This is a genomic window from Pelolinea submarina (genome assembly GCF_003966975.1).
GTDB classification, from domain to species: Bacteria; Chloroflexota; Anaerolineae; order Anaerolineales; family Anaerolineaceae; genus Pelolinea; species Pelolinea submarina.
In genome coordinates, this window is the sequence record NZ_AP018437.1 from 933,386 (window position 1) to 947,920 (window position 14,535).

1 protein-coding gene (running past one end of the window) is annotated in these 14,535 nt (G+C 58.0%); it reads left to right on the plus strand.

Annotated elements, in window-relative coordinates:
• On the plus strand, positions 1-14,535 hold the 5' end (the start) of the coding sequence (locus tag Pelsub_RS15635; protein WP_158674974.1) for a M10 family metallopeptidase C-terminal domain-containing protein. Its footprint extends 31,455 nt past the window's final position; the window shows 14,535 of its 45,990 coding nt (coding positions 1-14,535); its start codon is at positions 1-3; the stop codon falls past the right edge of the window.

The following is a 14,535-nucleotide window of genomic DNA, read 5'->3' on the forward strand; positions in this document are numbered from 1 at the left end:
ATGAAAAATCACTCTGCGCATCTGTTATTAACCGCGGCAATTTGTAAATCTACAATTGTCCTATGTCTTTTGGCGCTTTGCGTTTTCGCGACTATCCTGATAACAAATATAGATAATATCTATGCAGATGATTCCCCAACGGTAGAAGAACCTGAAAATGTCCAGGTTCCCTGTGACAGCGGAGACGAGGGCGCAGGTACCGAACCAAATGCGGAGGAGCAGGGGGATGATACTGTAAGCGGCAGCCCTTCAACAGACGAGTTAGATACAACCAGCACGGGGGAGACAGAAGAACCGGAAACACCAGAAGACGAAACGACTATAAACTCAACGGAAAATATTGTTGAGAATCCTGTAGAAAACCCCACTGAAAATTCCGACGACAGCGCATTGGATGAAGTCGGCTGCGAAGGAGCGCCGCTTGCGGGCACACCTTCAGATGAACTTATTCAAAACGACGAACAAGATATTTCCGAAAGTCCCTCTGAAATAAGCGATGTGAATATTGACATCGAGTCTGATGGAGAGGACGCGCAATCCGCGCTGCTGCTGGACCCGTACTTTACGCGGAACGGCATTACCTATTATTACATGACTAATTGCAGCGGATACGACAACTGCACGGTTTCTTCCACCCCCATCCAGGCAGCTATCAATGACGTCAAAGCTAACGGCATGCCGGACGACGACACGGTCTACATCAAGAGCGGCACTTTCAGCGAGACGATCCTGATCGACGGATTTTCTTCAACGCTTATCCTCAAAAGTATTGAAGAAGACACCACCACGCTGAATGGAAATATCACCATCAGCAATTCAAGCGGAACGGTCAAGCTGGACACGTTTGATTTTGTAGGAATCATTTCACTGCAGAACGCAGCCGACGTGATCTTGATCGGCAATGAAGATGTAAACGATATCCAACTATCTTTGTTGGGCAGTGACCCCATTAATGTCTCCATCAGCGGCGGGGATGACGATGATTCGCTCACGGTGCTGGGAACTTCAGCGGATGAATCCTTTGTCTATGACGGCTCCATCACGCGCAATGGCAACCAGGTTGTGCAGGTGGAAGAAATCGAATCCATTACCATCGCGGGCGGGAGCGGAACCGACACCCTGACCGGCCCGGACCTGGAGACCGAGTTCAACATCTACCAAAGCAATAGCGGCACCGTCAACGGTGTGGCCTTCAGCGGATTCGAGAACCTGCAGGGCGGCGTGAAAGCGGACGAATTCAAATTCACCGACAGCGGCAGTATTTCCGGTACGATCGACGGCGGGTTGGGGCTGGACACGCTGAATTACGCTTTGCTCACCTCGGGTGTGACGGTCAATTTGAACGGCACGGCCAGCAGGACCGGCGGGATCGCCGACATCGAAAATGTGATCGGCACGGTTTATGCCGACACCATCACCGGTTCAGCTGAAGATAACGAACTGAACGGCAACGGCGGCAGCGACACCATCAACGGCGGGGCGGGCGACGATACGATCACTGTTGTTTTGTACGGTACCTCCAGCTCGGCAGCGGTTGTCAACGGCGGCGACGATGATGATTCACTGACTGTCCTGGGCACCAGCAGCGCCGAACAATTCAGCTACGACACGTTGATCTACCGCAATAGCCTGCAATCCGTGGCGTTCTCGAATTTTGAAACAGTCACTATCGACGGTCGCGGTGGAACGGATACGCTCAGCGCGGCCAACGCGGCCGATTTTGTCATCAACGCGGAAAACGCCGGCACTCTGGAGGACATCGCATTTACCGATATTGAGAACCTGATCGGCAGCAGCGGCGCGGACACGTTCACTTTCGCTGACGAGGGCGACCTGGCCGGGACCATCAACGGCGGGAATGGGGACGATACCCTGACCGCTTCGGATAACGAGACGGTATTCACGCTCAGCGGCGCGAACAGCGGCACCATCGACGGCATCACCTTCACATCCATCGAAAGCCTGGCCGGCGGGGAAAACAACGATACTTTCACCATCGAAAGCGCGGGCAGCCTGAGCGGCGACCTGACCGGTGGATCGGGAGACGACAGCCTGAACGGCCCCAGCCTGGCCATGAACTATTATCTGACGGATGAAGGCTGCGGGTATTTCACCGGGATCACTTTCTATTCCATTGAGTACCTGACGGCCAGCACCTTGAACGATAAATTCTATTTCGTGGCAACGGATGAGGATTACGGCACGGACGAAATTTACACCATCGTCGGCTCCATGCCGGGTATGCTGGACGGCGGGTTGGGCAGCGACACGGTTTACGCTTCCGACGAATTCATGCTGTTCACCCTGACCGGAACGGATAGCGGCACCATCGACGACCTCACCCCCTTCCAATCGATCGAGAACCTGGTTGGCGGCGCGGGAGACGACGAGTTTGTCTTTGAAGAGAACGGCGAGCTGACCGGCAGCATCAACGGCGGCACGGGCGAGGATTGTTTGGATTATTCCCAAGTAACCTGGGATGTGACCGTGGACTTGGCGGCCGGAACCGCAACAAATATCCTATCGATCTCCAATATCTCGGACGTGTTCGGCGGCGAAGGCAACGACCATCTGTACGGCGACGACCTGGACAACATCCTGCACGGCGGGGATGGGGACGATTACCTGGACGGGCGCGGCGGGAACGATACCCTGATCGGCGGCGGCGGCAACGATACATTAATTGGCGCGGCTGGCAACGATACGTATACTTTCGACGCGGATAACGAACTGGGCAGCGACATCATCACCGACACGGCCGGTTTGGATTGGCTGGACCTTTCCGCCACGGAAATGGACATCACACTGGACATGAGTCTGGCGGACCAGGCACATGCTACCTACGCTCAATTCGTGGTGTGCATCAACCTGACACTGGCAATGGTCGGCATTGACAACGTCCTGGGCGGGCGCGGCAACGACACCATTCGTGGAGACGAGGGCGATAACATCCTGATCGGCGGCCCGGGTGACGATATCATCGTGGGCGGTGCCGGCAACGATACAGCCAGTTACAGTACCAATACCTATTGGCCTGTACAGGTGGATTTGGGGGCGGGTACCGCGGTCAGCGATGACAGCGGCAACGATACCCTCTCCGAGATCGAGAACGTTGAAGGCACCCAATTCGATGACGAAATTGACGGGGATGACGCGGCGAACATACTGTATGGCGGCGCAGGCAACGACATCCTGCGCGGCGGCGCCGGCAACGACACCCTGTTCGGTGAAGACGGCGCGGACACCCTGGCGGGTGAGGGCGGCGATGATGCCCTTTATGGGGGAGCGGGGAATGACATTTTCACATTCGACGCGGACAGCGACCTGGGCACGGATACGCTCTACGATGAATCCGGCTCGGATACACTAGATTTCAGCGAAACTTCCACAAACCTGACCGTTGACCTGACGGTCGTTTCTCCTGATACGATGGCCGTCAATGCCAACCTGGATATTATTTTGGCAGCGGCCGGATCGATCGAGAATGTGATCGGCGGGGCGGGCGACGACAGCATCAGCGGCGACGACAACGACAACATCATCGCGGGCGGGCCGGGGACGGACACCCTGATCGGCGGGTTGGGCAGCGACACGGTGGATTACAGCGGAAACACCTTTGCCGGCGTAACCGTCAACCTGACCAGCGGCACAGCTTCCAGCTCGGATTCCGGCAGCGATACACTGGACGGGTTTGAAAATGTGACCGGCAGCGATTTTGGCGACAGCATCACGGGCGACGAACAGGACAACATCCTGAACGGCGGCAACGGCAACGATACCTACTACTTCGACACCGACAGCGCCCTGGACAGCGATCAAATTACTGACAGCGGCGGCCGGGATAAATTGGACTTCTCAGCGGGAACCACGCTGGGAATCACCATTGACCTTTCATCTACTGATATCCAAACAGTCAACACCAATCTGGAGCTGCAGATTTCCGGGATTGAGAACGTAACCGGCACGGCCATGGCCGATACCATCACCGGCAGCGCGGGCAATAATGCCCTGTACGGCAGCGCGGGTGACGATACCCTGAATGGCGGGGATGGGAACGATCTGCTGGACGGCGGCAGCGGGGAAGATGTGCTGGCAGGCGGGTTGGGCAATGACACCGTCAGCTTCAGCGATTTGACGGCCTTTGTGGTGGTCAACCTCGGCTCAACCAACTTGACCACCCCGTATGCCTGCGCCGGCAATACAGCCTGCTCGGCTTACGACGGCAGTGCTTTCCAGGAATTTGACACGCTGAGCGGTTTTGAAAACGTGATCGGCAGCGCCTACAATGACGTGATCGCGGGGAATGATGGCGATAACGTGATTGATGGCGGCGCGGGAGATGACATCATCAACGGCGGCAGCGGCAGCGATACGATCGATTACTCATCCCGCAGCGCGGCGGTTACCATCAACCTGGGCAGCGGCACCGGCACTATTGGCTCTGAAAGCGACACGTTCAGCAGCATTGAGAACGCCATTGGCGGCAGCGGCGCCGACACCCTGATCGGCAGCAGCGGCAATAACATCCTCAACGGCGGGCCCGGCAATGACAGTATCGACGGTATGGGCGGCACGGACACACTGGATTACAGCACGCGCAGCGCTGATGTGGATATCGATTTCGGCGAAGGCACGGCTACGGTCGGTTCATCCGAAACGGATACCTTCACCAATATGGAATGCTTCCTGGGCGGCAGCGGGGACGACACCATCAGCATCAGCGGCACCTATTCCGGCTCCACCAGCATCGAGGGCGGCGACGGCGATGATAGTTTGCAGGTGGTCGGCGACCTGCTGTTGGGCGGTTTTGACCTGGAGATCGACTGCGAGTTCATCGAAGTTATGGAGAATGTGGTCATTTCCACCCGGCTTATTGCGGATATTGCCACAGGCGATCACCTGAACGATCCTTCGATCGGCAATTCCGGCAGCATCCTGTTCGATTGCACCGAGATCACCATCCACGACGGCGCGCAGATCCTGGCGCACACCACCACCTTCACGGTCACGAGCGGCCCGGACGACTGGAGCGCGGCAGGCCGGGCGTACCAACATGCCTCAACCGGCAGCGGCACGGGCATGGTGGTGGATGTGGTCAGCGACGGCGCAGGCGGTTACACGGTCATCCCGGTCACCATCGGCGTTGGGTATGCCAACGGCGACGTGGTCACCTTCCTGGATCCGCACAGCAGCGGTTCCGCGATCACATTGACCATTGTAGATAACGCGGCATATAGCGCCGGCAGTATTACCATCGACGCTTACGAGAACGCCGGTTTCTCCGGGTTTCTGTTCGTCAATATCGCCAAACAGGAAACGCACGTGACGGTGGGCGATAATGTGGTGTTCAAAGGCGGAGCTGTCAGCATTTCCTCAGAAGCGGACAACTCGGTGTTGTTCGATGACGACAGCACCGCAGTAGGAATCCTTGAAAAGATCATCGATGAATTGGACAGCATCACCGTCCTGGCGGGCGTTTCCATTGCGGAAGCCACGGCGGACATCACGCTGGGCAACGGCGTCGTGATCGACGGCAGCACGATTGACCTGTACGCGCACGCGGTGTCTTCCTCTGAGGTGCGTCTGTATTCCACCGGTATCGGGTTCGTTTGGGCGCAAACCAAGGCCATCGCGACCATCACGGTGGGTACGGAATCCGGGACATCCGAGAGCTTCATCAGCGGTACTGATTCCGTGACGATGACCTCCTACGCGGAAGGCACGCTGAAGGCAGCTGCAACCACCTATAACTTCGGCAAAGGCGTCGGTTCACCGGTAGATGTGACCGTCACCATCGGCAAGGCCACCATCACCTCGACTGTGGATGTGTATGACGCAGTTGTGATTCGCACCGGCGACGACCTGACGGTGGAAGCCAAGGCCGATAAGAGTGTCAGTGTTTCGGCCACCGCCGGCGTTTACGAAGACGGCATGGTGGGAATCACCCTGGCGCTATCTTTCCTGGATTGTGACGTGAACGCACAGTTGGGCGGTTTAGCCTGGGCGGCGGGTGACATCAACGTACTGGCCAGCCTGAACACCATTAAAAATGACGTCAATTCGGCGGCCGGTGTCGGCAGCGGTCTGGGCGGCAAGATCATGGTCGCCATCGCGAACAAAGCGGGCGTTTCCAAGGTCAAAGATTTCATCGGCAAGAAATTCCCCTCTCTGGGGCAGGGCGGCAGCGCCACCCCGGCTTTCAGCGCTTCGCTGACCTATACCGACCACGACAACAATGTCAGCGCCTCCATTCGCGAAGACGCGCTGGTGATCGCGGGCGGCGCGGTTACGGTTAATGCCTATGTCAATGACATGATCGAGGTATCCTCCAAGGCGACCGTAGACTCCAAGAATGATAAGAAGAACCCGCGCAACAATAAGAATTATTCCGTCGCGGTGGCAGTGCTGGTCGGCAACTATTCCAATAACGCGTTGGCGTATATCGGCGAAGATGCAGCCGTGATCGCCGGCGGCGATATCGTAGTACTGGCGGAAGCCAATCTACCTTATGAGATCCAGTATCTGGAACTGAACGGCATCAGCGACATCGTCGATAAAATCAATACCAATTTCGGTATGCAAAACGGCTTGTTCACCTCCTTCGTACAGACCAACGCACAGGGCACCAAGGCTTCCATTGCCGGTTCGGTGTCCGTTTTGACATTGAACACGACCTCGGACGCGTATATCGCGGACGGCGCGCTGATCAACCAGGATTACCTGTTCACGGACGCGGACATTAACGCGGCCGACGATACCATCACAGTGGGCAGCGGCCACGGCCTGAGCAGCGGGGACGCGGTCGTTTATAACAACGGCGGTAACACCTCGCAATCCCCGCTGGAATTCGGAAACGTTTATTATGTCATCACCGACGGCCTGGCAGCCGACCAGATCCAACTGGCCAGCAGCTACGCCAACGCCATAGCAGGCATCGCCCTCAACCTGGCCAACCAAACGCTGATCGGTACGACCCACAGTCTGGCCAAGATCGGCGCGCACGGTTCGGTGACAGTCAAGGCCAAGAGCCTGGTGGAAACTGCGCACCTTTCCGGTGTGATCGGCATCAAGTTCTTCGGAACTTCCTCCGGCGGCACCGGCATCGGCGGCTCAGCCATGGTGCTAACAGAAAACAACGTGGTGACCGCACGCATCGCCGATTCGGCCCAGGTTTACGCTGAAGGCTTGATCGTTATTGCGGATTTGCGCACCTTCACGGTGGTGATTGCGGAATCCGGCGGCGCGGCCGACTCCATCGCGGTCAATGGCAGCTTTGCTTACGTCAACATCAACAATGTCACCAACGCATTGGTGGACGATGGCGCGCTTATCACGGTTTACCAGACCAATCTGGAAATCGCCAAAGAATATAAATGCCTGTTCAGCACCGAGGACAGTCTGTTCCAGATTCCGGATTACGCGGTTTATATCGAAGAAACTCCGCTGATCCTGGACAGCGACGGCGACGGCGATGTGGACGAAGACGATGAGAACATCATCTCTGTAGACCCCGGCGTGGATCCTGACGACCCGAAGGACGACATCTACATCACCAACCTGACCACCTTGATCGGCGCGGAAGATGAATCAAGGCTCTATACCATCACCGGCGGCATCGTCAAAGGTAAGAGCGTCGGCATCGGCGTTTCGGCTTCCATCAACGAGATCAACCGCAATACCCAGGTGATCGTCGGGCAGCCGGTGTTCCAGGCCGATGAAGCGGTGGATGACGATGTGGTTGACCTGGGATACGCACACAATTTTGAAACCGGCGACGCGGTAATTTATTACAACGGCGGCGGCGTCAGCATTGACGGCCTAACCAACGGACATACGTATTACGTGATCGACGACGGCACCACCACCATCAAATTGGCCACCAGCTATGACAATGCCATCAACGACATTGCCATTTCCGACCTGGACGGTTCCGATGCCAGCGGCAGCAGCCACTTCTTCGTGGCCGCGGGCGAGACGGTCGGTTCAGGCGAGATCTCCGGCAGCGGCGAAAGCAAACTGATTGCCAAGAATGACGGCCTAATCGCAGCCGGTTCAATCGCCGCCGCCATCATCAGCAAACAGAACACCGGCGCTTCGCTCTCCGGCGCGGAAGCATCCAACGGCGGCGGCAAGTACGGCGTGGGGCTATCCGGCAGCGGTACCATCAACACCATTGAAGACATCACCCAGGCTATCGTCAGTTTCGTGACGCTTACCCTGGAAGATTTGGATATCGACGCGATCAACCTGTCCACCGTTGTGGGCGTCAGCGGCGCGGTCGCGCTGAACTTCACCGCGGCAGGCTCAACCTCCTTTGGTTTGGCCGGCGCCTTCGCGGTAAATGAGTTGGACTTGATCACCAAGGCCATCATCAACCAATCCAACCTGGCTTGCGGCGATCTGACCCTGGACGCGCTGAACGACGCGGACATCGTGGGGGTGGCGGCCAGCCTGACGGGTGTGGCCAACGGGCCGGGTATTGCCGGTTCGGTGACGGTCAACCAGATCAATGACGTGGCGATGGCATTTGTGCTCAACCAATCGGACGTAACCACCGATGGCTCCGCTTCCATTTCCGCCCACGACAACTCGCAGATCGTAGCGGTGGCCGGCGCAGTGGCATACGGCGGCAAGGCGCTCGGTTTGGGCGCTTCCGTGGCGGTAGACCTGATCGACAGCCAGATCCAGAGCGGCATCATGGATTCCGACATCAGCACGGGCGATGTCCTTGTTTTGAATGCCATCTCCAATCCGAACATCGTTTCGGTAGCGGTGGCGGTCGCGGTTGCCAAAGGCGAAATGGCCCCGGCTATTTCTGTGGCGGTTTCGATGATCGATAATGAGATCGGCACGATCATTTCCGGCCAGAAGGCCGACGGCATCGTCAGCACCGGCGACGTGCACCTGACTGCTTCCAATGATCCGGACATCACGGCCGTTGCCGGCTCGGTGGGCGTTTCCACCAAGGGGCTGGGCGTGGGTCTTTCGGTCGCGTACAACGAAATTGACGATACCGTTACAGCCAGTGTCTACGGGACGGATATTTATGTAATCGACGGCAACCTGATCCTGGATGCCGAGCAAAAATCGGTCATTATCAGCATTGCGGCTGGCGGCGGTTTTGCCAACAAGGCAGCCGGCGCGGGTTCAGCCTCTACCAACACCATCTACACCACCACCAGCGCCTTTATCGACGGTTTGCTGGACGTCATCGCGGACGGCAGCGTGATCGTGTCGGCAGTAGATGAAGTGGACATCACCACCATCGCGGGCGGTGTGGCGATCGCGCAGAACGGCGCGATTGGCCTGGCGACCTCGATCGTGATCACGGACAGCACCACCGAAGCTTACCTGGGTTCCAACGTGCACGTGAACGCGCTGGGCAATCAAGGTCCGGTGATGGTGAACTCTGGTGACCGGGATGACGACGGCAACCTGGAAACAGTGAGTTTCAAGGGCGTGGGCGTGCTGGCGGTTTCTTTCGAAGATATCCTCAGCGTGGCCGCGGGCGGCGCGGGCGCACAGAATCTGGCTGGCGGCGGTTCAGTGGTCGTGACGACGCTGGATGAGACCACCCTGGCGTACATCGGCGCGGGCGCGCTCATCAACGCAGTCAATATTTTTACTTCCGGTTTCGATGCTTCCACGGCAGTGGACGCGGGCGATAATAGTATCGATCTGGGCAGCGGGCAGGACTTCCACACCGGCGACGCGGTGGTATATCACAGCGGCGGCGCGGAAGATATCGGGTTAACGGATGGGGCAACCTATTACATCATCGTCGATCCGTTGGACGCGACCACGATCTATCTGGCCGATACGCGCGCGCACGCGCTGAACGGCACCGGCATCCTGACTCTCAGCAGCGCGTCTGGCGCTCAAACCGATTCCTTTACCTACTTGATCGGCAGCGGCCAGGGCGTGCTTGTATTCGCCTCCGACGATACCGACCTGGATATCGGCGCGGGCGGCTTGGGCATTGCCATCGAAGGCCTCGGCATCGGGGCGGGTGTGGATGTCACCACCATTGAAAAGGATACTGAAGCGTATATCGACACCGGCGCCGTTGTTCGGGCAGCCGAGAATGTGAAAGTGCGCGCGGTTTCCAGCGAGACGGTGCTGGGTGTTTCCGCAACCATTGCGTTCGCGGCCGAAGGCGCCAGCATTGCCGGTTCATCCAACGTACACGTTTATGATATTGACGTATTCTCCTATATCGCCAGTATGGCTACCGTATACGCCGGCGGCAACATCGCCGTGAGCGCAGACAGCAAGACCGGCGTGGATTTGATCGCCGGAGACGTGGCGATCACCGGCGAGGGCGTGGGAGTAGGCGCTTCAGTCGTTGTAGTGACCATCAATAAAAATGTAGAAGCATACATCAGCCTGTCAGCCGTTGTGGACGCCGAAGGCAACGCGAACGCCATCACAGTGGCAGACGGCGGATTCGAGGTTGTTTACAACCCCGAAGATGACGACGAGACCGACATCACCGCACCGGATATTGAAAATAACGAAGCCAACGACGAGTCCATCATCCGCAGCCGGCAATCCACACCCACAAGCACCACGATCAAGGGTATTGCCGTCACGGCCATCAACCGCGACGACATTGAAATGATCGCGGTGGGCGGGGCGGCCGGCATCGTCGGCGCGGGTATCGAACTCTCCGCAGCTGTAGCTGTTTTGGACGTTTCCACACTGGCATATATCAACGACGGCGCGGCCATCAACACCAACGTAACCAACCCGAGCAGCGATCAATCCCTGTTGGTGGCGGCGGGCAGCGACCATTACCAGATGGGCGTGGCCGGTTCGCTGGCGATCGGCGCGGCCGGCATCGGCCCGGGCGCGCACGTAACCGTTTTGGATTACGAAACCAAGGCTTACATTAACGACGACGCCATTGTATACGTCGAGGGCGACATCCTGGTACGGGCTTACACCAGCGAAGATATCCTGTCCATCTCGATCAGTGCGGCCGGCGGTGGCGGAACACTCTCCGGCGCGGTATCCGTAGTAGAAATCACCAGCTTGACGCATGCGTCCATTGGGCAACGTGCCTTTGTGGACGCAGATGGCAATGTCGCCGTCGAAGCCAACGATATTACCGACACCGACATCATCGCCGGATCGGCCAGTGTCACCGGCGGCGGTCTGGGTGCTTCAATCGGTGTGACCTTGATCGACAAGGATACGCAGGCATACATCGGCGCGAACACGACTCTCAACGCGCGCGGCAACAGCAGCGCGACCCTCTCGGTTCCTTCCGGCGCGGCGGACGTTTCCGGCAGTTACCAGGATGAGGACGGCAATTATTATTTCGAAGATATTCACGGTTTATCCATCCAGGCTTATTCGGTCGAAGATGTGTTTGCTGTGATCGCCAGCGGCAATTACAGCGGCGGCGGCATGATCGCCGGCGCGGTAAGCGTTGAGGTCATCGACGCGGATACATTGGCCTTCATCGGCCCACTGGCAATCATCAACGGCAGCGTCAGCGGCGCAGCTAGCAACCAACGCGTCAATATTTCAGCTCGCGACGATGTGGATGTATTCGTGGTGGCCGGCGTGCTGGTGGTAGGCGGCGGCATCACCGGCGGTGTGGACGTGGGCATCATCAAGAACGACACCTCGGCCCTGATCGCCAACGGCGCAACCGTGCAAGCCAAACAGGATATCGACATCAACGCCATCGCGGACAAGTACGTGGAAAGCTACGCCATCAGCGTGGCGGTCGGCCAGATCGGTATTGCCGGCGCGGTGGACGTGTGGTCGATCGGCGGCAACCTGGATTCGGATGCCATCGACAGCCTGCAGGCTAAAGATGAAGATGACGACGAAGATCCGGCTTACGGCTCGATCTACGAATTGGTCGACAGCAATTCATTGCTGCAGTACATTTTGGAAATGGTGAGCGGACTGGAAGGCGATACGATCGCTTCGGTCGATTTCGACAGCGCCTCGGGTGTGGACAGCAGCGAAGATACCATCAATTTCAGCAGCGATCACGGCTTTTATAATGGCCAGGCAGTTACCTACAGCAACGATGGCGGCACGGACATCGGCTTGACCGAAGGCAACATCTACTACATCATCGTGGTAAATGACACCACCATCCAATTGGCGGAAACACACGCGGAAGCGGTGGCTTTCAACCCGACAGTCATCGACCTGACCGCTTCGGCTTCAGCCGAAACCCATACCATTACCGAGATCCCCGACAAGACCATCGACCTGGTGGGCGAGCAAGCTAACAACCGCGTGATCAACGCGACGGCCAACGGCGTCTTCGACCCAACCGACAGCGTGTCCGATGCTAACAACACCATTACACTGGAAGACGGGCATTCGCTGGCGGTGGGCGACTCGGTGGTTTACAGCAGTTCCGGCGAAGACCCCATCGGCGGATTGGCCAATGGCGAAACCTATTACGTCATTTCCGTGGATGGAGATATCATCCAGTTATCCACAACTTCCGGCGGCAGCGCCATCGACATTTCCCCGCTGACTACGGCGGATGCCAGCGGCGTGCTGCACAGCTTCACCAACAGCGTGACCAAGGCGGTCAACGATACGACCGTTTCCAACGGTACTACAGCCAAGATCGGCAGCGCCGGCACCACCAACGCCGGACGGCACATCAGTTTGAATGCGCTGAACAAGATCGACATGCAAATCGTAAGCGGCGCGGGCGGATTGAGCATCAACGCCGGTGTGGGCGGCGCGGTGACCATCATCAGCCTGCACGAGAATGTCGAAACTTCCATCAACGGTACGCTGAGCGCGGCCAAGGTCGACAGCGATGGCGATATTGCTTTGACTGCTTATTTAAATGAAGACGTGGACGGGCATGCCTATGCCGGTGCCGCGGGCATGGTCGGTTTAGGCGCGCAGGTCGTCATCATCAAAGACACCAGCACCGTTCTATCCACGATTGAAAGCGGCACGGAGATCATCAGCGCGGATGACGTTAGCGTCATCGCCAGATTGGACCAGGACTTCAGCGCCCAGTCCATCGGCGGCGCGGTGGGTATGGGCGCGGCAGGCGCTTCGGTGGCCTATGCCATTTCCGAAGGCAGCGTGACCGCCTCTGTAAACGATACCGCCCAGGCCGGACAAACAGACGGCGAGGATGTCGGCAATTTGCTGGTCAAAGTATTGGCCGACCTACTGGGTTCCTCCAATGCTATCGCGGTAGCGGCCGGTTTGGTTTCCGGTGCGGGCAGCGACGCCAAAGTGGACATCAAACCCACACTGAGCGCTTACATTGGCAAAGCCAAACTGAAAATCAAACATAATATTCTGGTATTGAACGACTGCCAGGCGGACGCCAAAGCGGACAGCGTAGGCGCCGCGGGCGGTATCTACGGTTCGGTAGGGGTGGCGCTGGCAAAGGCCTATCTCACCCCGGATATGGACACGTACATTGCTACAAACAGCGTGATCTCTTCGGGCGGCAGCATTCAGGTTGAATCAAGATTCAACGTGGAGGATGACCACTCGGCCAGCGCTAAACAAGCCAAAGCCTGGGCATTAGCCCCAACCGGTTCACTCATCGGCGGAACGGGCGCAGATGCGGATGCGATTGTCTCGCCTCTGATCGACACCTATATCAGCACGACCACACGCATACAAGCGCTAACGGATATTAATATCCTCACCTATGCATACAGCAAAGCGGACGCGGGTTCGCTGGGTATTGCCGGCGGCGGTTTGGCCGTGGGCGCCAGTCTGGCGGATGCCACCACCAACGGCGTATTCAAGTCCTACTTCAGTGGCACGATCGCTGACAGCAGCGGAACGGGCGACGGCGCGGCCAACCTGACCATCCTGGTCAATTCCGTCAACGAAGCTTACGCGGACGCTTTAGCGGTGGCCGGCGGCATTGTTGCCGGGGCCGGCGCGGACGCAACCGCAACCGCTTCACCTACCCTGGAAGCAACCATCAGCGACGGCGCGGTTTATCTGAGCGATGAACTGCTGATCCAGGCTTTCTCGGATTCCCTGGCGGAAGCGGACGCTCTGGGCGTGGCCGGCGGCGGTGTGACCGTGGGTGTGTCTTTGGCGGACGCCACCGTCAGCCCGGTGGTGAAGGCGAACATCAGCGGTACATCTCATATTACCGCCGACGGCGGTATCATCCTGCGGGCGCTGCATAACCGCAACGCAGACGGCAGCGAAATTTCCGGCAACAAAGCCTGGACGCATGCTTCCGCTCCCGGCGGCGCTTTGATCGGCGGCAACGGCGCGGACGCTACTTCGATAGCCAACGCCAGCCTGGAAGCGGCCGTGAACTCGAGTGTGACGCTGGAAGCCATCGGCGCGAACATCCAGATCCTGGCTTTGGCTTATAACAACGCTTACGCCGAATCGGACGGCATTATCGGCGGCGGCGTGGCCGTGGGCGCCAGCCTGGCAGACGCCACCACCAATGGGACTTTCAAAGCTTATTTCAGCGGCACGATCGCTGACAGCACGGGTACGGGCGACGGCGCGGCCAACCTGACTATCCTGGTCGACTCGGTCAATATC